The organism is Paenibacillus hebaui (assembly GCF_051934385.1).
Classification (GTDB): Bacteria; Bacillota; Bacilli; order Paenibacillales; family Paenibacillaceae; genus Paenibacillus.
On sequence record NZ_CP196836.1, the window covers coordinates 2,487,860 to 2,513,488 of the forward strand.

General features: G+C 46.0%; 25 protein-coding genes. 23 read left to right on the plus strand and 2 right to left on the minus strand.

Annotated features, from left to right (window positions below; genetic code table 11):
* Window positions 1–5: 5 nt before the first annotated feature.
* From ACR32F_RS11425 to ACR32F_RS11450, 6 genes are all read left to right on the plus strand, one after another.
* Window positions 6–2,063: a DNA ligase gene (locus tag ACR32F_RS11425; RefSeq protein ID WP_440118807.1), complete on the plus strand. Its 2,058-nt coding sequence runs from the start codon at window positions 6–8 to the stop codon at window positions 2,061–2,063.
* A complete protein-coding gene (locus ACR32F_RS11430) occupies window positions 2,060–2,368 on the plus strand; it encodes an EscU/YscU/HrcU family type III secretion system export apparatus switch protein (RefSeq protein WP_440118808.1) in 309 nt (102 codons plus the stop codon). The genes ACR32F_RS11425 and ACR32F_RS11430 overlap by 4 nt, the downstream gene beginning before the upstream one ends.
* A complete protein-coding gene (locus tag ACR32F_RS11435; RefSeq protein WP_440118809.1) occupies window positions 2,365–2,763 on the plus strand; it encodes a YraN family protein in 399 nt (132 codons plus the stop codon). The genes ACR32F_RS11430 and ACR32F_RS11435 overlap by 4 nt, the downstream gene beginning before the upstream one ends.
* 411 nt (window positions 2,764–3,174) lie before the next feature.
* A complete protein-coding gene (locus tag ACR32F_RS11440; protein ID WP_440118810.1) occupies window positions 3,175–3,336 on the plus strand; it encodes a hypothetical protein in 162 nt (53 codons plus the stop codon).
* Between the two features lie 32 nt (window positions 3,337–3,368).
* Window positions 3,369–3,554, plus strand: coding sequence for a carboxypeptidase-like regulatory domain-containing protein (locus tag ACR32F_RS11445; RefSeq protein ID WP_440119794.1), 186 nt, complete (start codon window positions 3,369–3,371; stop codon window positions 3,552–3,554).
* Between the two features lie 408 nt (window positions 3,555–3,962).
* Entirely contained in the window at window positions 3,963–4,514 is a 552-nt protein-coding gene (locus ACR32F_RS11450; protein ID WP_440118811.1) for a nitroreductase family protein, read from the plus strand.
* A gap of 112 nt (window positions 4,515–4,626) precedes the next feature.
* Here ACR32F_RS11450 and ACR32F_RS11455 read toward each other — a convergent pair whose 3' ends face one another.
* Complete coding sequence (locus ACR32F_RS11455) at window positions 4,627–6,231, minus strand: YifB family Mg chelatase-like AAA ATPase (RefSeq protein WP_440118812.1); 1,605 nt, start codon at window positions 6,229–6,231, stop codon at window positions 4,627–4,629.
* Window positions 6,232–6,436: 205 nt separating this feature from the next.
* Window positions 6,437–6,865, minus strand: a complete 429-nt coding sequence (locus ACR32F_RS11460; protein ID WP_440118813.1) for an organic hydroperoxide resistance protein — start codon at window positions 6,863–6,865, stop codon at window positions 6,437–6,439.
* A 223-nt stretch (window positions 6,866–7,088) separates the two neighbouring features.
* On the opposite strand from ACR32F_RS11460, the gene ACR32F_RS11465 reads away from it, so the two are divergent.
* From ACR32F_RS11465 to ACR32F_RS11545, 17 genes are all read left to right on the plus strand, one after another.
* A complete protein-coding gene (locus ACR32F_RS11465) occupies window positions 7,089–7,544 on the plus strand; it encodes a MarR family winged helix-turn-helix transcriptional regulator (RefSeq protein WP_440118814.1) in 456 nt (151 codons plus the stop codon).
* Window positions 7,545–7,795: 251 nt separating this feature from the next.
* Window positions 7,796–8,956, plus strand: a complete 1,161-nt coding sequence (gene sucC, locus ACR32F_RS11470) for an ADP-forming succinate--CoA ligase subunit beta (protein WP_440118815.1) — start codon at window positions 7,796–7,798, stop codon at window positions 8,954–8,956.
* A gap of 101 nt (window positions 8,957–9,057) precedes the next feature.
* Window positions 9,058–9,987: a succinate--CoA ligase subunit alpha gene (sucD, locus tag ACR32F_RS11475; protein ID WP_440118816.1), complete on the plus strand. Its 930-nt coding sequence runs from the start codon at window positions 9,058–9,060 to the stop codon at window positions 9,985–9,987.
* A gap of 245 nt (window positions 9,988–10,232) precedes the next feature.
* A complete protein-coding gene (dprA, locus tag ACR32F_RS11480) occupies window positions 10,233–11,363 on the plus strand; it encodes a DNA-processing protein DprA (protein WP_440118817.1) in 1,131 nt (376 codons plus the stop codon).
* A 117-nt stretch (window positions 11,364–11,480) separates the two neighbouring features.
* Entirely contained in the window at window positions 11,481–13,571 is a 2,091-nt protein-coding gene (topA, locus tag ACR32F_RS11485) for a type I DNA topoisomerase (protein ID WP_440118818.1), read from the plus strand.
* A gap of 23 nt (window positions 13,572–13,594) precedes the next feature.
* Entirely contained in the window at window positions 13,595–14,938 is a 1,344-nt protein-coding gene (gene trmFO / locus ACR32F_RS11490; protein WP_440118819.1) for an FADH(2)-oxidizing methylenetetrahydrofolate--tRNA-(uracil(54)-C(5))-methyltransferase TrmFO, read from the plus strand.
* Between the two features lie 26 nt (window positions 14,939–14,964).
* Window positions 14,965–15,507 carry an ATP-dependent protease subunit HslV gene (gene hslV, locus ACR32F_RS11495; protein WP_440118820.1) on the plus strand — a complete coding sequence of 181 codons (543 nt, stop codon included), beginning with the start codon at window positions 14,965–14,967 and terminating at the stop codon, window positions 15,505–15,507.
* 140 nt (window positions 15,508–15,647) lie between these two features.
* Window positions 15,648–17,048: an ATP-dependent protease ATPase subunit HslU gene (gene hslU / locus ACR32F_RS11500; protein ID WP_440118821.1), complete on the plus strand. Its 1,401-nt coding sequence runs from the start codon at window positions 15,648–15,650 to the stop codon at window positions 17,046–17,048.
* A gap of 992 nt (window positions 17,049–18,040) precedes the next feature.
* The gene (gene flgB, locus ACR32F_RS11505; protein ID WP_440118822.1) at window positions 18,041–18,448 is read left to right on the plus strand and encodes a flagellar basal body rod protein FlgB; all 408 of its coding nucleotides are present in this window, start codon (window positions 18,041–18,043) and stop codon (window positions 18,446–18,448) included.
* A gap of 5 nt (window positions 18,449–18,453) precedes the next feature.
* Window positions 18,454–18,906 (plus strand): flagellar basal body rod protein FlgC, encoded by a 453-nt coding sequence (gene flgC / locus ACR32F_RS11510; RefSeq protein ID WP_440118823.1) that lies wholly within the window; start codon window positions 18,454–18,456, stop codon window positions 18,904–18,906.
* Between the two features lie 55 nt (window positions 18,907–18,961).
* A complete protein-coding gene (fliE, locus tag ACR32F_RS11515) occupies window positions 18,962–19,273 on the plus strand; it encodes a flagellar hook-basal body complex protein FliE (RefSeq protein WP_440118824.1) in 312 nt (103 codons plus the stop codon).
* A gap of 137 nt (window positions 19,274–19,410) precedes the next feature.
* Window positions 19,411–20,994 carry a flagellar basal-body MS-ring/collar protein FliF gene (gene fliF / locus ACR32F_RS11520; protein WP_440118825.1) on the plus strand — a complete coding sequence of 528 codons (1,584 nt, stop codon included), beginning with the start codon at window positions 19,411–19,413 and terminating at the stop codon, window positions 20,992–20,994.
* A gap of 11 nt (window positions 20,995–21,005) precedes the next feature.
* Entirely contained in the window at window positions 21,006–22,022 is a 1,017-nt protein-coding gene (fliG, locus tag ACR32F_RS11525; RefSeq protein ID WP_440118826.1) for a flagellar motor switch protein FliG, read from the plus strand.
* A complete protein-coding gene (locus tag ACR32F_RS11530) occupies window positions 22,015–22,875 on the plus strand; it encodes a FliH/SctL family protein (protein WP_440118827.1) in 861 nt (286 codons plus the stop codon). The genes fliG and ACR32F_RS11530 overlap by 8 nt, the downstream gene beginning before the upstream one ends.
* Window positions 22,862–24,181 (plus strand): flagellar protein export ATPase FliI, encoded by a 1,320-nt coding sequence (gene fliI / locus ACR32F_RS11535; protein WP_440118828.1) that lies wholly within the window; start codon window positions 22,862–22,864, stop codon window positions 24,179–24,181. Before ACR32F_RS11530 ends, fliI begins: the two co-directional genes overlap by 14 nt.
* Before the next feature lie 11 nt (window positions 24,182–24,192).
* Window positions 24,193–24,645 (plus strand): flagellar export protein FliJ, encoded by a 453-nt coding sequence (fliJ, locus tag ACR32F_RS11540; RefSeq protein ID WP_440118829.1) that lies wholly within the window; start codon window positions 24,193–24,195, stop codon window positions 24,643–24,645.
* Window positions 24,646–24,688: 43 nt separating this feature from the next.
* Window positions 24,689–25,627 (plus strand): MotE family protein, encoded by a 939-nt coding sequence (locus ACR32F_RS11545; protein WP_440118830.1) that lies wholly within the window; start codon window positions 24,689–24,691, stop codon window positions 25,625–25,627.
* Window positions 25,628–25,629: the final 2 nt, after the last annotated feature.

Here is a 25,629-nt window from a genome sequence, read left to right on the forward strand (position 1 = left end):
GAGAAGTGAATATCAGTTCGATGATTCGTGGGTTACTGGGGGATAGTAAGCCGGGTAATGCAAAGCCGCTTGAATTAAAGGAAGGCCAGATCGTTCGTGGCTCCGTGGTTAGTGTATCGGATGATGGAGGGGATGCGATCCTGCAGATCCAGGGGGTTCAGGTTCGTGCCAAATTGGAAACCCCACTTCGTCCGGGTGAAACGACCTTGCTTCAGGTACAGCCTCCAGGTGAGAATGGCATCACGGTGATGAAGCCTTTGGCGGGTACCCTTGCTGAATTGCCGCAAGCCTCGCTGAACAAATTGCTTCAGGAGGTGGGTCTGCCGGATACAAAAGGTAACCGGGAAGTTCTATTAGCGATGCAACGCAGCGGATTACCTTTAACGAAGGATAATGTGGCTATGGTTCAAAATATGATGACAGTCAAACCAGCACAGGTTCCTGTTGAAGAGTGGGTGCAGGCGACGGGAATTGCTTTTCAGCGTGGTCTTCCGGTTACGGGGGAAACGGTGAAGGGGCTGCATCAGACCGTATTTGGTCCACCATTGCACCAGTTGTTGAACGGATTGGCGGATCAGCTGGAATCCATGCTAACCCAAACGACGGGCAAACCTTCATTGACCGGAGAGCAATCAGCTGCGATGAAGTCTGCTGTATTCAATGGAGTACCTGTGCCGTTAACCGCAGGGCAGACGGGAGAAACGTTAGCTGCGACTGGCAACCGGCGTCAGGTCATTGGCACGCCTGTTTTGTCAGGGCAACAGGTGCAAGGAGCGCCCGCAGGAGCTGTTCCAATGACCGATGGCGGGTCGGGGGATGCAGGTGCTGCGGTGAAAGGCAGCGTGCAGACAGGTGGCAGCACAGCACATGCTGAAACTGGAGTGAAGGCTGGTGCTGGTGCCAGCAATGTTGAAACTGCTGGCAAAGCGGGTGCAGGTATTCCGGCAGGAACTGGAATACCGGGGGAGAGCCCGCGTGGAGCTGACGCGGGCGCTGCTGGAAGCCGCCCGGGTACACCGGGGGCGGCTGTTGATTCTGCGGCTGGCCGTGTGAGTACAGGCCAGCCTGAGATGGCCGCGGCCGGGAGAACGGACGGCCGCGCCGAAGCGCCTGCCGCTGCGGGTTCTTCCCCCGCAGCAGGGCAGGCGGCGCCAGCAGCTCCATCGGCAGCGCAGCTGGCGCCCAAGCTGCTGGCGTTACTGGACGCGCTGCGCAGCGCGTCCACAGCCGCACCGGCACAGCCTGGTGCGGCAGCACAGGCCGCCCCTGCATCGCAGGGCGGTCAGGCGGCTGCGGCTGCCGGAGGCGTGCCGCAGCCGTTGCCAGCCGGCGCTGATGCGCCGCCGGCTGGCGGTAGTGCCGCAGCACCTGCGGGAGCTGCGGCAGGGCACGCGCCTGTCACCCACGAGGGAGACCCGTGGGTGGGGCGCGTGCTGAAGCTGCTCGGTGCGGAGCACGAGCAGCAGGCAGTGCACGGCGCGACTGCGCAGGCGCGCGCCGGTGATGTTGCGAGTCCGGGAACCGCGGACACGCTGAAGGGCTTGCTGCTGCAGCTTGCCAGCAGCGATGGTGCACCGGCGGCGCTCAAGGAAGCCGCCGGACAGGCCGTGCAATTCCTGACAGGTCAGCAGTTATTGCTGACAACAGATCGAAGTGCCACGTTTGCCCAGATGCATTGGTTTATTCCAATAACCGGACCTGACGGAGAAGAGACCGCTTCTGTCCAGATTCAGTCACGCCGGGGGCAACGCGGGGAGTTAGATGCATCCAACTGCCGTCTGTGGTTTGATCTGGATATGAAAAGTTTAGGTCCTACACTGGTAGATGTACATGTGGTCAACAATATCGTCAGTTTGCGTGTGCTGAATGACCGCGAAGGGATGGGACCGCTCTTGGAAAGCGGACGTGAAGAGATCCATAAGGCTTTGGACAAGCTGGGCTATCAATTGCTGACCTTTAAGGCAGAGCCTTGGCCTTTGGGCCAAGAACTGGGTGCGGAGCGGAAAATGACTGCCTCGGATTACAGTCCTGAACGCTACAAAGGAGTGGACATGCGGGTATGAAAGACGAGATGTCGCAACCGGACCTGCTTTCCAAAAAGGCTGTTGCCCTAAAATATGTCCCTGGAGAGAGCGAAGCACCTGTTGTGGTCGCCAAGGGCCGCGGCAAAGTGGCGGAAGCCATACTGGATAAAGCCAAGGAAAATGGTGTACCTGTTCAGGAGGATGCAGCACTTGTGGAAGTACTCTCCAAGCTGGATCTGGATGAACAGATTCCGGCAGAGCTGTATCAACTGGTAGCGGAAGTTTTAACGTATGTCTATCGTGCTGATCGCTTGGCATCTGGACGTGAGGAAGAAGAATCATGATAAAACGCAGACCGGAACAGGAGCCAATCTTGAAGCTGTCACGACAGCAAAAAGGCCAATTAGGTGAAGAGGCCGCCTGTCGTTGGCTCCGGGAGCAGGGTTATCAGATGATCAGGCAAAACTGGCGTTGCCGCAGCGGGGAGATTGATATCATTGCTTCCCGCGAAGGTCTGATCATTTTTGTTGAAGTCCGTAGCAGAAGTGGAACCGGGCAGTATGGTACACCTCAGGAGTCGGTAGACATGCGTAAAATGCAGCAGGTACGCTCGACAGCAGCCGTGTATTTGCAAATGACAGGAGAGACGGATCAACAGATCCGTTTTGATGTGATCGCTGTAATGTTGAACAAAGCAGGAGAAACAATCTCGGTAGATCATATTGTGAATGCCTTTTGAGAGCGAAGCAATGTGGGGGAAATAATATGGATACGAAATGTATCGTTTATATATTGGTATTAAATAAATACATTTAAATTTTGTATATCAGCTATTCTTTTCAAATGGAACCATAGGGCTCTTATTTACCAGTTTTTAAGAAATACTCGCGGAATGGGTTAGCGTTTATTTCAAAGTGTTATTCTTAATAGATGGCGTTAGGAAGGGAGATGTGGTTGTCCCATACCTTCCCAATGGATTTGTCACTTTCAAAGTCGCTTCCTTTTTACAAAGGAATGCGGCTTTTTAGTTGTGACTTATCCAAAGGGGGGGCGACAAAAAGAATCATCATTTATCTGAAAATGATTAGATACAAAATGTATCATTCCATCCACAATGGTGGGCAAAGTCACAGATAATGAAGGAAACCCTGTGGCTGGTGCAGTAGTTACAGTAACCGGTCTGTACGACAAGCCCGTAAACACAAATCAAAGAGGCATATATACGGTGACAGGCATTGATTATGACTATAATCCCAACATTGCAATTTGGATAGGCAAAGAGGAGTATGTTCCATATGTTCAGGTCGTTTAGGGATTAGTCCGGGAGAAACCCGTAAGTTGAATGTGGTATTGGAAAAAGCCGCTCATGTCCGAGGTAAGGTTGTAGATGAGGATGGGAGGCCAATTGCAGCAGCCAAGGTCAGTGTTAATGGAGAAGCAGTAACGGATGCGAAAGGTGATTATGTAGTTAAGCGGGTGAAGGCAGGCTCAGCGATACTCCTCGTTACAGTTGATGGATACACCACCTGATGTCAAAACGGTAGAGTATTATAGTACAGACACAGCAGGTAACAAGGAGAAAATCAATAAAATGGACTTCGTTCAAGGTGCGTTTGAAGGGTCTGGGGAATTTGTAGAAAAGATTGAATTTTAATTAAAAATGCTTATTTTTTTATGATAGCATTTTGCAAAATACTTATCATTAGAATGCTGTTTTCTAGCGACTCCAGTTGACCTTCCGAGGATTCAATGAAGATTCGCTTTTTTTATTTCAACTAAATAACTCAGCTGCTTTGAATCTCGCGTTGAGATGGGTGTATAATCAAGGATGTACATTGGGTTTGTAAAACAATCTCTAGATTTATTGTAGCGAGTTTCGCAGCAGTCTACTGATGCAGTGATGTAATATGTTATTTATAATCTGGGAGGGATGGACGGATGAGTAAAGCTACAAAAACGAGCAATGAAGTAAGAAATGCCATTCAAAACCGTCGTACGGTGAAAAAGTTCAAAAAAGAAGCCGTTCCTACACAGCAGATCATTGAATTGCTGGACACGGCCGTCTGGGCTCCTAACCATAAATTGCGCGAACCTTGGAGGTTTTTGTTGTTTACCGGGGATGGGCGAAAAAAGCTGGCTGAGGCCATTGATGCAGAAATGGGTGACGACAATAAATTCTCAGCCAATATCATGCAAGTGCCGGCCATTATGCTTGTAGTTCTGGAGGAAGATCCGAGACAAAATGTCTGGGATGAAGACTTCGCAGCAGTAAGTGCGTTAGTACAGAACTTCTTGCTGGCGGCCTGGAGCGAAGAGATCGGTACGTTTTGGGTAACCAAGCCCTTTCTCTATGCGCCCAAATTCCGGAAACCTCTCGGTGTTCAGGCAGGTGAAAAGATTATAGGCATGGTCTACATGGGATATCCTGATGTCATTCCTTCTGCCAAAGAACGGACGCCAGCTAAAGACAAGCTGACCCTATTTGAATAATTCATATACGATGTAGCAATAAATAAAACGGAACACGATGCTTGGATAAATACCCCTGCATGTACGTCTCTCACACAGAATAGAGACACATGCAGGGGTATTTAATTTGTTGCTAAAATAAATTCAAATCCAACTGTCGATACTGTATCGCTTCAGCCACATGAGCTGTTACAATTTCTCCATTATGGTCCAAATCAGCAATCGTTTGAGCCATCTTGATAATACGATCATGTGCCCGCATGCTTAAGTTCAATGTCTGCAAAGTTTGCTGTAGCAGGTTGTCTGCCTCTTGCGGGAGATGAATGGTTCGGCGCAGACGAGTTCCTGACAGCTGGCTATTCCAGCGAACTGAACTTTTAGCATACCGAGCAGCCTGAATTTGATGAGCATGAATGACTTTGGCCTGCATTTCCGCAGATGAAGGCGAAGCAGCAGACTTACGCCACTCACCTGGTGGAGGAACTTCGACCTGAAGATCAATTCGATCCAGCAATGGTCCGGAGATTTTGGCGCGGTATGCAGCAACACGGGCAGGGCTGCATATACAACGCTGTTCTTCCGACTGAGCGGACAAATAGCCACAGGGACATGGATTCATTGAGCAGGCGAGCATAAACTGGGCGGGAAAAGTAAATGCTGCTCTCGCCCGACTAATGGTGACTGTGCGATCCTCCAATGGCTGTCGTAACACTTCCAGTACTTGCCGCTGGAACTCGGGTAGTTCATCCAGAAATAAAATGCCTCGGTGGGCAAGACTTACTTCACCCGGTTTCGGGATGCCCCCACCTCCAATTAGACCGGAAGTAGATATCGTATGGTGTGGAGCACGAAAAGGCCTGTCTGCAATCAGACCACGAGAAGTTTCTTTCAACTTTCCTGCGGCACTTAACACTTTGGTAACTTCGAGCGCTTCGTCTTCCGACAATGGAGGAAGGATCGTAGGCAGCCGTTTGATTAACATGGTTTTCCCTGTACCTGGCGGCCCAACAAGCAAAATATTGTGCATTCCTGCTGCGGCAATCATGAGAGCACGCTTTACATGGTGCTGACCCAGAACATCACTATAATCCTCCTCCAACGATGAGGATCGGTTCATTTGTTTAGTGGAATTCATATCCCCGTGTTTCGGTACTGAAGCAGCCAGATGAATGTAGTTCTCCAAAACAACAGGCCGGGCACTCTGTGGTGCTCCTTCTGTATTCTTGGAGGCTTTTACACTCTCGGGTACGATATCTTGCAAATGACGAATGCCATATACTTGAATCCCACGAATCAGTGAAGCCTCTTCCAGATTATCAGCAGGGAGAAGAACAGATGTAAATCCTTGCCGTTTGGCCAAGTCCACCATGGATAAAATGCCAGGCACCGATCGGATTGAACCGTCCAATGCCAATTCACCAACCGCCAATGTCCGTTCCCCTAAAGGAAGTACAAGCTGACCACTTGTCATAAGCAACCCAAGAGCAATGGCCAGATCAAAAGAAGATCCTTCCTTGCGCAGATCGGCAGGGGCGAGATTAATCGTAATCCGCTGCAACGGATACTGGTAACCACAGTTTTTAATGGCAGCACGGACGCGTTCAACCGCTTCACGAATGGCCGAATCCGGCAACCCGATAATGGATGTCTGCGGCAGACCATTTGATAAATCGGTCTCCACTTCAATTAAGACACCGTCAATACCATATAAACAGGCACTATGCAATTTACCGTACATAATATAAAGAAACACCTCACTCCGTCCTTGACTCCGCATATTACGGGCCAGTCTACGAATTAAGGTGCTTCCTCAGCTTCTATTAAGCATTTTATATAAAAGAAATCAGAGCGTCAACCTGTCATCATCATAGCTGTATATCTATCCCTGATTCCTGAATTGGTTACCCTTCAAGAGGGAGCATGATTAGAGGATACGATTCAAATTAAAGAATGTTCAGCTCCACATCAATGTTCCCGCGTGTTGCACGGGAGTATGGACATGCCTTATGGGCTGCTTCAACGAGTTTCTCAGCAGTAGCTTTATCCACGCCTTTAGCGAGTACGTTCAGCGTAGCTGCGATTCCAAAGCTGCCATCTTCCACTTTGCCGAAGTGAACTGTCGCCGTAACTTCGCTTCCTTCAAGCTTGATTTTTTGCATACGCGCTACCATGTTCAATGCGCTATCAAAACAAGCGGCATAGCCTGCAGCAAACAATTGCTCTGGGTTAGTTCCTTCACCGCCAGCACCGCCCATTTCTTTCGGGGTACGAACGTCAAGACGAAGTTCAGGGCTGGATGATTCAACGTATCCGTTACGTCCTCCTACAGCTTTTACTGTTGTTTCATACATTTTTTGTTGAATGGTCATCATATGATTTCGCTCCTCTATGCCTACAATTATATTTTGCACAATTAAATTTAACGTGATTAAATAGAAAAGTAAAATCATTTGTGCTCAATTATTCTGTTTTTTTTTTAATTTGTGATAAGATAGACCTAGAGTTCCCGATCAATCGCAGATTCTAGCGGTGTAAACGGGAATTAAACCTTTTTTATAAGGAATAGAATGCACAATAGGTAGGTGAGAAAGACATATGCAGACTGACAGTTTGAAGCTGGATAACCAATTATGCTTTGCCATATACGCATGTTCACGTGAAATTACGAAGATGTACCAGCCTTATCTTGAGGTACTTGGCGTAACTTATTCTCAATATCTGGTGTTAATGGTATTGTGGGAACGTGAAGAATGTACGGTTAAAGAAATCGGAGAGGCACTTTATCTCGATTCGGGAACATTGACTCCCCTACTGAAACGTTTACAGTCAGCAGGACTTATTAATCGCGAACGTTCAGCTCAGGATGAACGAAAAGTATTGATCACACTCACAGAGTCCGGTTGGGAACTGCGGAATAAAGCTTTATCCATACCTGCAGCGATTCAGGGTGATGCATGCTTGAACAGCACAGAGTTTGAGGCTTTACTCGGTCAGTTTAAAGGGCTTCTGGATAAGGTTCATCAGACCAACACCAAAGAAGTTAGAAAATAAAGAGATTCTATAGATCCAAAAAGGAAGAAACCTTGGCTTACTGGCTGAGGTTTTTTCCATATATATCCAAACATTCACATTAAGGTATCATATCCATATCAAAATGCTGTCTATTAACCATTAATTTTTTAAGGAAAGCGTTTTAAAAACGTGTTACAATGAATTGGGTTTAAGTGAAAATAGTCAACATTTGTCTTTTGTTAGTCTAACAACCCGCCTTGTTGCAGTCATGTTGATAGGAGGATTCGAGAATGAATATCCATGAATATCAAGGAAAAGAAGTCCTGAAACAGTATGGAGTTATCGTTCCAAACGGTAAGGTTGCTTATACAGTCGATGAAGCGGTTGAGGCCGCAGAGGCACTGGGCAGTCCGGTGACTGTAGTCAAAGCGCAAATTCATGCAGGTGGCCGGGGAAAAGCCGGTGGTGTGAAAGTAGCGAAGAGTATTGAAGAAGTACGTGCTTATGCTTCCGAAATTTTGGGCAAGGTATTGGTGACACACCAGACCGGACCTGAGGGCAAAGAAGTGAAGCGTCTTCTGATTGAAGAAGGATGCGATATCCGCAAAGAGTATTATGTGGGTGTTGTTGTGGACCGTGCTACTGGCCGTGTAGTCATGATGGCTTCCGAAGAGGGCGGTACTGAGATTGAAGAAGTGGCTGAAGCTACACCTGAGAAAATTTTCAAAGAAATTATTGACCCTGCAATTGGATTACAAGTGTTCCAGGCTCGCAAACTGGCTTACAGCATTCGGATTCCGAATGAACTGGTAAACAAAACGGTTAAGTTTATGCTTGCACTGTACACTGCATTTGTCGAAAAAGATTGCTCCATTGCCGAGATCAACCCACTTGTTGTTACCGGAGATGGAAACGTTATCGCACTGGATGCAAAACTGAATTTTGATTCCAACGCACTGTTCCGTCACAAAGACATTTTGGAACTGCGCGACCTGGATGAAGAGGATGAAAAAGAAATCGAAGCTTCCAAATATGACCTCAGCTACATAGCACTTGATGGCAACATCGGCTGTATGGTCAATGGTGCGGGACTTGCGATGGCTACGATGGATATCATCAAATACTATGGCGGCGACCCGGCCAACTTCCTTGACGTTGGGGGCGGTGCTACGACGGAGAAAGTGACTGAGGCTTTCAAAATCATTTTATCCGACGCCAAAGTGGCGGGCATCTTCGTCAACATTTTTGGTGGCATTATGCGTTGTGATGTCATTGCTAACGGTGTTGTTGAAGCAGCGAAGCAGCTTGGTCTGACTAAACCGCTGGTTGTTCGTCTTGAAGGAACTAACGTGGAACTTGGTAAACGTATTCTGGGTGAATCCGGTCTGAATATCGTTCCTGCCGATTCCATGGCCGATGGTGCACAGAAAATTGTTGCCCTCGTGAAATAAGTTCATTCCTGGGTAATTTACATCCCTGAGGGATGTAAATTGCTTTCGTAGTACCGGAGCTGTCCGGGAATTGAAAAATAACCGTAAGGATGTGAAGCAACGTGAGTATTTTGATTGATAAAAATACAAAAGTCATTACGCAAGGCATTACGGGTTCAACGGGAATGTTCCACACGAAGGGCGCATTGGACTATGGAACCCAGATGGTAGGCGGCGTTACACCGGGCAAAGGCGGAACCAATGTGGATATCACGTTGGAAGACGGTAAAGTGGTTAGCCTTCCGGTGTTTAATACGGTCGAGGAAGCGAAGGAAGCTACAGGCGCAACAGCGAGCGTCATCTATGTTCCTCCAGCATTTGCAGCAGATTCCATCATGGAAGCTGTTGACGCAGAGTTGGATCTCGTGATCTGTATTACGGAAGGTATTCCTGTACTTGATATGGTCAAGGTTGACCGTTTCATGGAAGGTAAAGATACCGTTCTGATCGGACCTAACTGTCCGGGAGTTATCACACCAGGTGAATGTAAAATCGGGATCATGCCGGGTTATATTCATATGCCTGGTCACGTTGGCGTGGTTTCCCGTAGTGGAACACTTACGTATGAAGCCGTTCATCAGCTGTCTGCACGCGGAATTGGACAATCCTCTGCTGTGGGAATCGGGGGAGACCCGGTTAAAGGCTCTGAATTCATTGATATCCTGAAACGGTTCAATGAAGATCCACAGACGCATGCGGTTATCATGATCGGTGAGATCGGTGGCACGGCTGAAGAAGATGCTGCAGAGTGGGTACGCGATAACATGACTAAACCAGTTGTTGGCTTCATCGGTGGTGTTACGGCGCCTCCAGGCAAACGGATGGGCCATGCGGGTGCTATTATCTCTGGTGGTAAAGGTACAGCCAAGGAAAAAATTGCGAAACTGGAATCTTGCGGAATCAAAGTTGCTCCGACTCCGGCTGAAATGGGCTCAACTCTGGTGAGTGTACTTGAAGAACGCGGTATTCTGAATTTGTGCACGACACATTAATTCTTTTCCGTTATAATAGAAGAAACGGTTTAGGAATGTTATTTTCCTGGTGAACCGACTATTAATGATGCGGAAAAGGTAAGCAACCTTTTGTCCATAACAGGGCGAAGGGTTGCTTTTTTGCGTTTTTTTTTCGGGGGAAAAGAGAGAAGTTGTCCACCTGTAAGAGTGAACGCTTGCATTCCGTTGTCACTTGTCACACAATATGAGGGAAGATTTTCTTCCCGTCTCGGGAGGCTTTTGATATGGAAGAAAGATGGATATTGATTGGTTTGCATGAAACGGATGGCATTGGCAAGAAAACAATCTCCAAGCTGATGTCAGGACAACATCAACTGTCCGATCTGCTGAACTATCAAGAAGGAGACTGGACAGCCGCTGGGTTACGCAAGGATCAGGCTGCGCGGCTAGCCAAGCAATTCAATGCCGACTGGATTGAGCAAAGACAAGAGAGCGTTTATAAACAGGGGATTGAGGTTATTACCTATCTGGATCACAATTATCCCATTTTAATGAAGGAAACCGTTCAACCACCTTGGGTAATGTACGGTCGAGGAGACCTGAATCTGCTACATACTCCGTCTGTTGCCATGGTAGGCACCCGTATGCCTACTGTATACGGACGTAAAGTTGGTGAGAAGCTGGCGGAGCAATTATGCAAAGCCGGGCTGACGATTGTGAGTGGCCTTGCCAGAGGGATAGATAGCGTATGTCACGATGCGGTGCTTCGTGTCAAGGGCAAAACCATTGCGGTATTTGGGACAGGAATTGACAATATATACCCACCCGAAAATACAAGTCTTGCAGAGCGAATCGCGGAGACGGGTTTGCTTTTGTCGGAATATCCACCAGGTACGCGTGCCCGACAGGGCTTATTTCCGGAACGTAATCGGATTATTGCCGGTTTAACTCTAGGGACTTTGGTTGTTGAGGCCGATATTCGAAGTGGTTCACTCATCACTGCAGATGCTGCTCTTGAAGCAGGAAGGGATGTATTTGCTGTCCCTGGTCCCATTACATCTCCCAAGAGTCGAGGCGCGCACAATCTGATCCGTCAGGGGGCAAAATTGGTGACATGCGCCACTGACTTATTGGAGGAGTATCGATTGGACTTGCCAAACACGGAACAACTTCCTTACAATAGAGGACGTTCGACGGAAAACGATGAAACTTCCAAACAGGGGATTTTCCCCATGGTAAAACTCTCTTCAGATGAACAACGCGTTATTTATCTGTTGGAGCAGGAGGAGCAATCACTGGATCAACTCGTTGAACAGCTCCATTGGGATTTTGGACATTTGCATTCAGTTCTGTTATCTTTAATCATAAAAAAGCAGATTAGCCAATTACCTGGAACCAAATATGCAAGGGTATGACGATGCTGTGATCAAGGCAGCATGTGAAAATAGATTATTAGCGGAAGTTAATCCTGCTGTTATGGAGTATGAATTAGATACAAGCAGCAGTTTCATGACTGAGAGGAGGATGAACCTATGGCGGATGCACTCGTAATCGTAGAGTCGCCCTCTAAGGCGAAGACGATCGGCAAATATTTAGGCAGCAAGTACATCGTAAAAGCTTCGATGGGACATGTTCGCGATTTGCCAAAGAGTCAGATCGGCGTTGAGGTGGAGAATGATTTTAATCCGAAATATATCACGATCCGCGGCAAAGGTTCGATTTTGAAAGAACTGAAGGATGCACGAAAGAAAGTAAAAAAAGTGTATCTCGCAGCTGACCCGGATCGCGAAGGTGAAGCTATTGCATGGCACTTGGCTCATGCACTTGAACTGGACGACACGGCGGACTGCCGGGTTGTATTTAATGAAATTACAAAACAGGCTGTGAAAGATGCGTTCAAAACTCCGCGCAAGATCAATATGGATCTGGTTAATGCGCAGCAGGCAAGACGGATCTTGGATCGGCTCGTAGGATATAAAATTAGTCCGTTATTATGGAAGAAAGTTAAAAAAGGATTGTCCGCTGGCCGCGTTCAATCTGTGGCGGTCAAAATCATTTTGGATCGTGAAAATGAAATTGATGATTTTGAACCGGAAGAGTACTGGAGTATTACGGCCAAACTGACAGCAGACGGGAATCCGTTTGAAGCCAAGTTTCATAAACTGAACGGTGCTAAAACAGAGCTGGGCAGTGAAGCAGAAGTGCAAGCCATCCTGAAACAGATCGAGGGTGCTGACTTTACCATCAAGGAAGTCAAAGAAAAAGAACGCAGCCGTAATCCTTCGGCCCCGTTTACGACGAGTTCTTTGCAGCAGGAAGCAGCACGTAAATTGAATTACAGAGCTTCCAAGACGATGTCTGTCGCACAGCAACTCTATGAAGGGGTAGACCTCGGAAAAGAAGGCACAGTGGGTCTCATTACGTATATGCGTACAGACTCCACTCGGATTGCAGCATCCGCACAGGAAGAAGCCAAGGAATACATTATAGGCAAGTATGGTGAGCCATTTTCGCCTGAGACGCCTAGAAACTATTCCAAAAAGGCTGCCAGTGCGCAGGACGCACATGAAGCCATTCGTCCAACTTCAATTCTGCGTGACCCTGATTCCATTAAATCGTTTATGAGTCGTGATCAGTTCCGGTTGTATAAACTGGTTTGGGAACGATTTGTAGCGAGCCAGATGTCATCCGCTGTTCTGGATACGCTCTCTGTGGATATTGCCGCAGGAGATACGATTTTCCGTGCAGCCGGTTCCAAGGTTCGTTTCCAAGGGTTCATGAAGGTATATGTGGAAGGTAATGATGACGGTACAACGGAAGAAGATCGTCTGCTGCCTCCACTGAAGAGTGGGGATGTACTTCAAAAGCAGGAGATTGAGCCGAAACAACATTTTACACAACCGCCACCGCGCTATACGGAAGCAAGGTTGGTTAAAACACTTGAGGAGTTGGGCATAGGGCGTCCGAGTACATATGCGCCTACCCTGGAGACTATTCAGAAACGTGGATATGTAGCCATTGAAGAGAAGAAATTCATGCCGACTGAGCTAGGTGAACTGGTCATCGAGCAGATGGAAGAGTTCTTCCCAGAAATCCTGAATGTGGAGTTCACTGCAAACATGGAAGGCGACCTTGACCATGTGGAGGAAGGTTCGGAGGATTGGGTGAAAGTGCTTGCCGAATTCTACGAGTCTTTTGAGAAACGGCTTGTGTTTGCAGAAGAAGAAATGAAAGAAATAGAGATTGAAGATGAAGTATCGGATGAGATCTGTGAGAAGTGCGGCAAACCGCTTGTTTATAAGCTAGGGCGTTTTGGTAAGTTTCTCGCGTGCTCTGGTTTTCCAGATTGCCGGAATACAAAACCGATTATTAAAGATATCGGCGTAACTTGTCCGAAGTGCAAGGAAGGGCATGTTGTTGAACGCCGCAGCAAAAAAGGACGTATTTTTTATGGTTGCGACAAATATCCTGAATGTGATTTTGTATCATGGGATAGACCTTCAGCGAAACCATGTCCAAGTTGTGGATCTCTAATGATCGAAAAACGGAACAAAAAGGGAACACGATTGCAGTGTACTTCATGTGATCATCAGGAGCCGGTAGAGGAACCGGAAGAAGATTGATTGGATTAGCATAATGGGGGTAAATGATTTTGACGAATGAACAACAAGTAACCGTTATTGGTGCCGGGCTGGCAGGAACAGAAGCTGCCTGGCAGATTGCGAGTCGTGGCGTACGCGTAAAATTATATGAGATGAGACCTGTTGTGAAAACACCAGCTCATCATACAGACAAATTTGCAGAACTGGTATGCAGCAACTCGCTGCGTGCCAATGGCTTAACCAATGCAGTCGGCGTATTGAAAGAAGAAATGAGAATGCTTAACTCTCTGGTACTTAGTGCAGCAGACCGTCATGCAGTTCCGGCAGGTGGAGCACTTGCCGTTGACCGTGATGGTTTCTCGGGTGAGATCACATCGACGCTTCATCAGCATCCACTTATTGAAGTTGTCAATGAAGAGCTTACTTCTCTGCCGGAAGATGGCATCGTTGTTGTTGCAACAGGGCCGTTGACTTCTCCGGCATTGTCAGAGCAAATCAAGGCACTTATGGGTGAAGAATACTTCTATTTCTATGATGCCGCTGCACCTATTATTGAAAAAGATTCAATTGATATGAACAAAGTATATCTTGCTTCACGTTATGACAAGGGCGAAGCGGCTTATTTGAACTGTCCAATGACGGAAGAGGAATTCGATGTGTTCTATGAAGCCTTGATTTCAGCTGAAGTTGCGCAACTGAAAGAGTTTGAGAAAGAAATTTACTTTGAAGGCTGTATGCCAATCGAAATCATGATGAAGCGTGGCAAACAAACTGCTTTGTTTGGTCCGATGAAACCAGTAGGTCTTGTCAACCCGCATACAGGAGAGCTTCCACACGCAGTTGTTCAGCTTAGACAGGACAATGCGGCGGGTACCCTGTATAACCTGGTGGGCTTCCAGACGCATCTGAAATGGGGAGAACAAAAACGTGTCTTTTCCCTGATTCCTGGACTTGAAAATGCGGAATTCGTTCGTTATGGCGTAATGCATCGTAATACATTTATTAATTCTCCTAAACTGCTGCGTCCAACATATCAATTCAAAGAGCGGCCGAATCTGTTCTTTGCAGGTCAAATGACAGGAGTAGAAGGCTACGTTGAGTCTGCAGCATCGGGTTTGATCGCGGGTATGAATGCGGCCAAGGCGGCGCTCGGACAGGAACTGGTGGTATTGCCGGTGGAGACAACACTGGGAAGTATGGCACAGTACATCACAACTGCTGATTTCAAACACTTTCAGCCCATGAACGCAAACTTTGGATTGCTGCCAAGTTTGGAAACCAAGATACGTAACAAAAAGGAAAAGAATGAAGCACTTGCCAAGCGTGCACTGGATGGCATTGCCCGTTTTATTGCATCAGAAGGTCTAACTGTTCCGGAACGCGTATAAATTATTCGTGGGAGGAGGCTGATATTATGGATATGTCATTTCATGCTACAACGATCTGTGCAGTTCGTCATAATGGCAAGGCAGCGATTGCTGGTGATGGTCAGGTGACCATGGGGCAGAGTGTTGTGATGAAAAATACAGCGAAGAAGGTAAGACGTCTATATCGTGGACAGGTTGTCGCGGGTTTTGCCGGTTCTGTAGCAGATGCCATTACTCTGTTTGAAAAATTTGAAGGTAAGCTGGAGGAGCACCATGGTAATTTGCAGCGTGCAGCTGTAGAGCTTGCCAAGGATTGGCGCCAGGATCGGATTTTGCGTAAACTGGAAGCACTCCTGATTGTTATGGATAAAACGGGAATGTTGCTTATTTCCGGTGGTGGCGAAATTATCGAGCCTGATGATGATGTTATTGCTATCGGATCGGGAGGCAACTTTGCCTTATCTGCTGCGCGTGCATTGAGACGTCATGCCGTAGACCTGGAAGCGAAGGATATTGCTCGTGAAGCACTCCAGATTGCTTCCGAGTTATGCGTGTATACCAACAATAATATTATTGTAGAAGAGTTGTAAGTAAAAGTGATCTCCCGTATTGGAGCTTGATTATCGAATCGGCTCCAGGTACTTCGTGGAGATTCTTTGTCCTTGAAGGTTAGTTTTGTACAACCGTATTACTTAAACAAGGTCCAGCAAACTGGTAGGAGGGAAGCTATATGCATACTCAAGCGTTAACACCCAGACAAATTGTTGCAGAGCTTGACAAGTACATTGTAGGTCAAAAAAAGGCAAAAAAATCGGTAGCGGTCGCCCTTCGCAATCGTTATCGGCGTAGCCTTTTGCCTGAGCATACCCAGGATGATATTGTGCCCAAAAATATCCTGATGATTGGACCTACTGGTGTCGGCAAAACGGAAATAGCCCGTCGGCTGGCTAAGCTGGTAGGAGCCCCGTTTGTGAAGGTAGAAGCCACAAAGTTCACAGAAGTAGGTTATGTTGGTCGTGACGTGGAATCGATGATTCGTGACTTGATTGAAACGTCCCTGCGGATGGTCAAGTTGGAACGGACCGAAAAGGTTAAGGACAAAGCTGAAGAAGCTGCCAATGAGCGTATCGTACATATTTTGGCTCCCTCTCAGTCCAAGGCCAAAAATCAGCGTAATCCGTTCGAAATGATCTTCGGTAACAATGGCAACAATACAACAGAACCTGAAGAATCAGAGCCGGATACGGGTGTAGCCGAGCGGCGACGCAAAATTAAGTTTGATCTGTTATCCGGCAAGTTGGAAGATGACATCATCGAGATTGATGTCGAAGACACTGCGCCTAACATGATGGACATGTTTGCTGGTCAGGGTAATGACCAGATGGGCATGAACATGCAGGAGATGTTTGGCAGCCTTCTGCCTCGTCGTACGAAAAAGCGCAAGCTGGCGATTAAGGAAGCTCGTAAAGTGCTGATCCAGGAAGAAGCAGGTAAGTTGATTGATATGGATGATGTTACACAAGAGTCGATCCGTCGGGCGGAACAGACCGGTATCATTTTCATTGATGAAATTGACAAAGTTGCCAGTCAAGGACGGGGCAGCGGTCCTGATGTTTCTCGTGAAGGTGTACAGCGGGACATTCTGCCTATTGTGGAAGGCTCTACGGTAATGACCAAGTATGGCCCTGTCAAAACGGACTATATTCTGTTCATGGCCGCGGGTGCATTTCATGTAGCTAAACCCTCAGATTTGATTCCAGAGCTTCAAGGGCGCTTCCCGATCCGGGTGGAGCTTAGCAGCTTGACCCTTGAGGAATTTGTATCGATCCTGACTGAACCCAAAAATGCATTAACCAAGCAGTATGTGGATTTGCTACGTACAGAAAATATTGAGATTGAGTTCTCGGATGAGGCTATTCGTGAGATTGCCAAGCTCGCTGAGTCTGTAAATCAGAACACCGAAAATATCGGTGCACGTCGCTTGCATACTATTCTGGAGAAACTGCTAGAGGATTTATCCTTCGAGGCACCAGAGCTCACTTTGGATCGTATGGTAATCACTCCTGAATATGTACGTGAGAAGTTAAATGATATCGCTCTTGATCGTGATTTGAGTCATTATATCCTGTAACATGGGGTTATTGTTATTACATGTACGTGGGATATGAAGTATGAATGACGGCATACCATAGATAGCATGAAGATAATGATTATACGGAATTAGGATATGTCATCCTGCAACTGTCCGTATAATTCTTCATTCATTCTATATGGATGCCGTTTTTTTCTGTTTCAACCTAATATAATCCAATCATATGACCGATAAAAAGTTTACAATCATTTTTGGTGTCGAGATAAACTAGGACTTGGGCCGCAGAAAGCATCCATTTAAAGCTTTAAGCATGCTCACAAACCCTATTTGCTAATTTCTTAAAATTCCAAAAAAAGGATTTTTGTTTTACCAAGTCTGGTCATCGGTTTAATCAAGAGGTTAAGAAATTTTGCGTAAATGCGCAAAAATGGATTTAATGGCAGTGAAGATGTGACAAAATATTTTTGTGAGATTAAAATTGGCTTACAAAGTTTAAATGTTAAAAAAGTGTTGCTTATAAAAGGCAGAAATAACTAATCCAAAGTAATTATTTTGTCAATTATTAAATTTATAAATTTATAGAATAGTACATTTAATTCGATTGAAAACCTTATTCTTACGCTAAAAACTTCTAACATATACATGAACGGAAATTCTAAATGCTTAACCCTTTCCTACTATAAAGTAGTGATAGTGATTAGAGAAAGGTCCTGCAAATCTTAAGAATGTTTTAGAAGATATTAGAAGAGTACAAGCTTACATTTGTTTTGGGCCTCTACATTTACGAAAAAAATCTTATTTTGCAGAAAATACACAAAAAGCTCTCTCTTTCAGAAAAGATAGGGCTTTTTTCTTATTGTAATAAATCCCAATCTCGAAGAAACTTATGTTATACGACAACATCAGAGTTAATTCTACTTAAGTCCTAGAAAACCGTGTAAAAACGAATATTTTTTGTCGAAAAAACATAAGTATCTTCAGGGGAAAGGATTCAATCTTTTTCCATAACTTCTAATGAGAGGAGGGAGATTGTGAATCTTTTAAACGATATTAGCTTTAAAAGGTTGCAAGGTGCACTCGATGCGTCCAACATCAGACAACGAACAATTGCTGACAACATCGCAAATGCAGATACCCCGTACTTCAAGCGTTCGGACGTTTCTTTTGAAGAAATGTTGAAGGACCAAATGAATGGAGACACGCGTGTTCTGAAAGGGAAAGTAACTGATACAAGGCACTTTGTCATAGGTCCTTCCTCTTCCATACCAACGCCAGTAGTTAATATGGACCAGTCTACGTCCATGAACAACAATCAAAACAACGTTGATGTAGACAAAGAAATGAGTCTTCTGGCGGAGAACCAATTGCGTTATAACGCTTATATCCAGCAAGTGAACGAACAGATTAAAATGATGCGTGTTGGAGTTGAAGGGAGATAATTGAATTGAACATCAGTAATAGTTTTAGTATCAGTGCATCAGCTCTGACGGCCCAACGTTTGCGAATGGATGTTATATCTTCCAACATAGCCAACGCGGAGACGACGCGCGCGAGCGTGTCGAATGGTGAGGCAGTTCCTTATAAACGGAAGATGGTCGTGCTTGAGCCCAATAAAGAATCCTTTAGTACTATGCTTCAAAACCAGATGCGAAGCAGTGGTTCTGGAGATGGGGTCAGGGTATCTGAGATTCGTGAAGATCAGTCACCTCTAAAACCGGTCTATGATCCTTCTCATCCGGATGCGAACGCTGAAGGATATGTGTATATGCCTAACGTGGATATTGCGAAGGAAATGGTGGACATGATCTCCGCTTCGCGTTCATATGAAGCAAACGTTACTGCTTTGAACTCCACTAAAGCAATGATCTCCAAGGCTTTGGAGATTGGAAGAGGTTAGTAAGCTTTTGGATAAAAAGAAAAGAAGATAACAGAGACGAAGGGGAGGGACATTAATGATTCAGAACAACATGTTTAGCACACAGGGGATTCAACCGCTTCAGATGCAAAGCGCAACCGAAAGCAAGACATCTACACCAGCCGAAACCATACAGAGCTTCGGTACATACTTACAGAATGCATTGGGGTCTGTCGCTGCACAGGAGTCCCAAGCACATGAAATGTCGAATCAATTCTTGGTTGGGAAGGTGAACGTTGATCAGGTGATGATCGCTTCTGAACAGGCCCTGCTGGGTTTACAACTCACGACTCAAGTCCGAAACAAAGTGGTCGAAGCATATCAGGAGATTATGCGAACGCAGCTATAGAACAATTTACTTGCGCTTCGAGAATAGCGCTGATCATTACAACAAGCAGCTGCGATGCTGCTCCTACCGCTGACCTTTGGGGAAATAGTGGGGTTGCGTAAGCACAGACTAAGCAAAGTTTCGGATGGGGTGACAGAGTGAATGAGAGAATCGCCCAGTACAGGGACAAGGCATCCCAGTATTGGAATAGTTTTAGCAAAAAACAAAAAGTATTATTTATTTCCACCTTTTTATTTTTGATCTTGGCTGCAGTTGTACTAACTATGCAATTGTCCAAGACGGAATATGAGGTTGCATTTACGGATTTGAATGCAAGTGATTCAGCAGGTGTCATTAATTACCTGGATTCCTCGAGTATTCCATACAAATTAAGTTCAGATGGAAAGACCATATCCGTACCAAGCACAAGTGTTGCTATTGCAAAAGTGAATATCGGATCACAAGGAATTATTCAGAATGGTTCATTAGGATATAAGTCATTCGAGAATTCATCATCACCAATTGGGATGACGGATAATGAGTTCGATGTAAAGTACAACAACGCATTGAACGGAGAAGTCGAACAGTTGCTTCAACGGATGCAAGGGATACAGGATGCTAAAGTACTTGTCAACATGCCCAAAGATAATATCTTTGCTGGTCTGGAAGAACAGGATAAAGCATCAGCATCTGTTGCATTGCAATTTAAACCGGGTTATCACCCCAATCAGGCTGCGGTGGATGGATATTTTAATCTGGTTAAAACCGCCATACCTAATCTACCCATTGAGAATATTACGATCACCAACACGGATGAAGCGGAGTTGATTCCAACAGCTCGTGGTGGCAGTGGTGGATTATCCTCTGAAGTACAAGAAAATATGGCTTTGCAGAAGAAATTTGAAAATGATGTTCGGAATAACGTGAAGCAATTTCTTTCCCAGATTGTGGGGGATGAAAACGTCAACGTTCTTGTTGTTTCCAAGCTGAATTTTGATAAAGAAACACGGAAAGAAAATCTGGTTACACCGGTCGATGTGGACAATATGAAAGGCATTGAGATCAGTGTACAGGAGATTCAGAAGAGTTACACGGGGGCAAGTAACCCAACAGGCGGTGTTTCTGGAACGGGTCAAGAGGAAGTTCCGGGTTATCCATCAGCGGATGCATCAGGAAATTCCACCTCGGAGGAATCATCAAGCACCAAAAATTACGATGTCAACCGAATTGTGAAGGATATCATTTCCAGCCCATATACTGTAAAAGATTTAACCATTAATGTAGCGGTTGAACCACCTGAAGGACAAACGGAATTACAAGCGCCTGTCCAGGATGCAATTGAGAACATCTTGGTTAACATTGTTCGTGCTTCATTGGCAGACTCAGGTACTGTAATAAGTGACGCAGATCTGACAAAAAAGGTTTCGGTTATGTCTCAAGGCTTCCAGACTACAGCAGCGGCAAATACAGGCTTCCAGCTTTCCACAGGAATGATGTGGGGTGGAGGAGCACTGATAGCAGCATTGATAGCAGCGGTAGTTATTTTGTTAGTACGCCGTCGCCGCAAACAAAACGAAGAGGAAGAAGAGGAGATTCCTCTTCCAGTAGCAACAGAGTTTCCGTCCATTACGATGGACAGTGTAACGAACGAAAGTCAAGTGCGCAAACAATTGGAGAGTTTGGCGAAGAAAAAGCCAGACGAATTCGTCAATCTGCTGCGTACGTGGCTGGCTGACGAATAGAGGTGAATGCATTGGCAAAGGCAAACAGTCAAGGTCTGACAGGAAGACAAAAAGCAGCAATTTTGTTAATTACACTAGGTCCGGAAGTATCGGCGCAAATCTTCAAACATCTGCGCGATGAGGAGATTGAGCAACTAACGTTGGAGATTGCCAATGTTCGCAAAGTCGATGCCTCCGAAAAAGATATGATTATGTCTGAGTTTCACCAGATCTGTCTGGCACAGGAATTTATTTCTCAGGGCGGTATTACATACGCGAGAGAAATACTGGAGAAAGCACTCGGATCGGCAAAAGCACTTGAAGTTATTAACCGTTTGACGGCTAACCTGCAAGTTAGACCATTTGACTTTGCACGCAAAGCGGACCCCAATCAAATTTTGAACTTTATTCAAAACGAGAGTCCACAAACGATTGCTTTGGTACTCTCCTATCTGCAATTTGAGCAAGCGGCAGCAATCTTGTCTTCATTGCCTCAAGAGAAACAGGCAGATGTAGCACGGAGAGTCGCTGTGATGGACAGCACCTCTCCAGAGGTCATTTCTCAAGTGGAACGGGTGCTGGAGCAGAAATTATCTTCTACAGTAACGCAAGACTATACAAATGCGGGTGGCATCGAGTCCATCGTTCAGATTTTGAATGGGGTCGACCGGGGTACGGAGCGTACCATTTTGGACTCTTTGGAAATTCAGGATCCGGAACTGGCAGAAGAAATCAAAAAACGGATGTTTGTATTCGAAGATATCGTCAATGTGGATGATCGTTCCATTCAACGTATTATCCGGGATATCGACAGCGCAGATTTGCAGTTGGCACTCAAAGTGGCAAGCGAAGAAGTACGGGATGCCGTGTTCCGGAACATGTCGAAACGGATGTCCGAAACATTCAAGGAAGAAATGGAATTCATGGGACCTGTGCGGTTGCGTGATGTTGAGGAGGCACAAAGTCGTATCGTAGGTACGATCCGCAGGTTGGAAGAAGCTGGTGAGATCATTATCGCTCGCGGCGGAGGAGATGATATCATTGTCTAATTTGATTAAATCTTTCCAGTATGTGCCGATGGAGGACCATAAGCGACTTGAAAATCATCATCATTATGGTGGATCAGAATCTGAAGCTGAATTAGATGGTGTAGGTGCTGAAGGTTCTGAAACAGAGGTGCTACATGCACGCGTGGACGAGGAAACACAACGTCTTACTGCCGAGATGCTGGAGGATGCCAAGGAGTTTGCAGAAAAGCAGGTACGTGAAGCTTCGGAAGAAGCAGAGCGAATGCTTCAAGAGGCCCGTGAACAGATCGACAGCTGGTGGCAGGAGCAGCGTCAGCAGGATGAGCATCTGACTGAGGCGCTTCGTTCACAAGGTTTCCAGCAGGGATTTGAAGAAGGAAAAGTACAGGCTGAACTGGATCTCCAGGTGAAGATCGAAGAGATGATGAATGAAGCCCGTGGAGTGCTTGAAGAAGCATACGTAGCCAAAGATCAGATTATTCAGGAAGCAGAGCCTTTCCTGGTTGATCTCGCCTGTGGTATCGCTGAGAAGGTCATAGACAAACAACTTTCTGTTGATCCGGATCATACCCTTGAACTGATTCGTCAGAATTTGTCACGCAAACGAGAACAGGGGTTAATTGCATTATGTGTGGCACCTGATCAATTCACGTTTGTGCAAGCAGCTCGTGAGGAGTTGGCTTTGTCCATTGATTCCCAAGCAGATTTGCAAATTTTGCCTGATGCTACTGTCAAAGACAAGGGCTGTGTTATACGCTCTTCGTTTGGAAGTATAGACGCGAGGATTGATACACAGCTTGCTGAAATTAAAAAGGAACTGATCCGAATTGCACTAGAGGATGAGGGGCGAAAAAATCAACATGAAGGTTCTTAGTTCACAGCGATACATGGAACATCTGCGGCATTTTGATCCCGTTCGCATTAACGGTAAGGTCACTCAGGTAATCGGTCTTATGGTTGAGTCTGAAGGTCCAGATGCTAGTATCGGCGATGTATGTTATATCTACCCGGGAAAATCAGCAAAGCCGCTTCAGGCAGAGGTTGTCGGATTTCGGGATAACAAAGTGTTGCTTATGCCTCTAGGTGAACTTCAATCGATCGGTCCTGGATGTGATGTGGTTGGTACGGGGAAACCACTTGGGGTTCAGGTTGGATCAGAGTTGCTTGGTAAAGTGTTGGATGGACTAGGACAGCCGCTGGACGGATCTTTGCTTCCATCAAGAATGCCAATGTACTCAACATCCAATACGCCAGTGAACCCAATGGAGCGTCCGCGGGTCCTTGAAACGATGAGTGTTGGTGTAAGAGCTATTGATGGTCTTTTGACAGTTGGCAAAGGCCAGCGGGTCGGCATATTTGCTGGTTCAGGTGTTGGTAAAAGTACGTTGATGGGTATGATCGCCCGCAATACAGCGGCTGATGTCAATGTGATTGCCCTTGTGGGCGAGCGTGGACGTGAGGTCCGTGATTTTATTGAAAGAGATCTTGGTCCGGAAGGTTTGGAACGATCTGTTGTTATTGTTGCGACCTCAGATCAGCCTGCCTTAATTCGTATCAAGGGTGCGGTTATTGCCACTACCATTGCAGAGTATTTCCGAGATCGAGGCATGAATGTCATGTTAATGATGGACTCGGTTACACGGTATGCCATGGCTCAAAGGGAAGTGGGACTAGCCGTAGGTGAACCGCCAGCAATGAGAGGGTACACACCTTCTGTATTTGCGAGTTTGCCCAAGCTTCTTGAACGAGCGGGGACTGGACCAACGGGTTCCATTACGGCTTTTTACACGGTTCTTGTGGACGGGGATGACATGAACGAACCTATCGCGGATGCGGTAAGGGGGATACTGGATGGCCATATTGTGTTGAATCGGTCCATCGCGAATAAAGGTCATTTTCCCGCGATTGATGTGCTTGCGAGCATTAGCCGTGTGATGAAGGATATTGCTCCTGAGGAGCAAATGGAAGCCGTTAATAATATGAAGAGACTCATGTCTGTTTATAAAGAGTCAGAGGATCTAATCAACATTGGTGCTTATCAACGAGGTTCAAATGCAGCCATTGATGAATCGATCGATCAGATTGATAGCATATGGAATTTCACAAGACAAAAAGTCGATGAAAAAGTAACGCTAAGTGAAGTGCAGGAACGTTTGATTCTTGAATTTGCAAGGAGATGAATGGGTAAACGATGAAATTTCGATATCATTTCCAGAAGGTTATTGACCTGAAAAGCAATGAAAAAACGCAAGCGGAGTGGATGTTATCCACAGCGATCGGGAAACTTCAGACCGAGGAAGAGCATCTTGTACAACTTTTGAATGATAAAAATGAGCTGATCGGTGTTATTCAATCTGCTACGGAAAGTACGGCTTCCGTATCCAGTCTGCAGGAGATGCAGCGGTATGTTCATCATCTTGACGAGTGCATTTCTCGAAAAAACAGTGATGTCAAACATGCTCAGGTCAATGTGCAACGAAATCAGACGTTTCTGAACGGCAAGATGATTGATGAAAAAGTATGGTTTGGGGCGAGAGACAAGGCCAAAATCAAATTTCAGCAGGAGATGCTCCTCAGGGAACAGAACGATCTGGACGAGATGGCTACTGTACGCTTCGCTGCCAAAGCCGGACGCGCGAATTGATGTGGGCCGGATGCGAAGTTGTCTCGTGAAGGAGGAATGAACGATGGCTGTTAAAGACACAGATTTGGAAAAAGAGTCGGGAGGCGGCTGGGAAAAATTTCTCATGATTTCTATCCCGATCGTGTTCACCGTAGTACTGCTGGGTGTATTACTTACTCTATTTAATGTAGATATTCGAAATAATTTGCTTGAACTCGCTAACAAAGTTCCTATAGTCAAGGACTGGATACCTGATCCTGTGCTGGACCCTGAGAAAGAGAAGCTGGAAAAGAGCGAGCAGCAGGTTGAAAGTGCTGAAGCGACAATTGAAAAGCTGAAATCTCAGGTGACTGACAAAGAAACAAAGCTCAAGGCAGCGCAGGAAGCGACAACTACAGAGTCCAAGAAAGCAGCCGAACTTCAGAAAAAGTTGGATGAGGCCGAAAAAGCTGCAGAAACCGCCGCAGTCGCAACTCCAGAGACGGAGTCAGATTATCAGAAGCAAATTAAAGATTTGGCCAAAATGTATGCCGACATGAGCCCAAGCAAGGCTGCACCCATTTTGCAAAATATGACGAATGAAGAAATGGTGTTGTTATTAAACAGCATGCAATCCACCGCTCGGACCAAGGTGCTCGAAAAGATGGATCCCAAAACAGCCGCAGATGTCACCATGATGATGAAGGATGCGAAACCATCCGGGGATCAGGCATTGGATGCACTACAATCCAGACTGCAGAAGGAAACGGCGGCGAAAACAACTGCCTCCACAACCACTAGCAAAAACCTGGATAAAAATCAGCTCAGTCAAACGTTTGCCTCCATGTCTGCTTCAAGTGGTGCCAAGCTGTTGTTGGAAACATACAAGTTAAGTCCAGACAAAACACTGACTATCCTGAATTCGGTAGATGATGCGACACGCTCGCAATTGCTTGAAAATATGTCGACAGAGAATTCGGTTGAAACTGCAAAAATATTGAATAAATTAATGGGTAACAAGTAGAT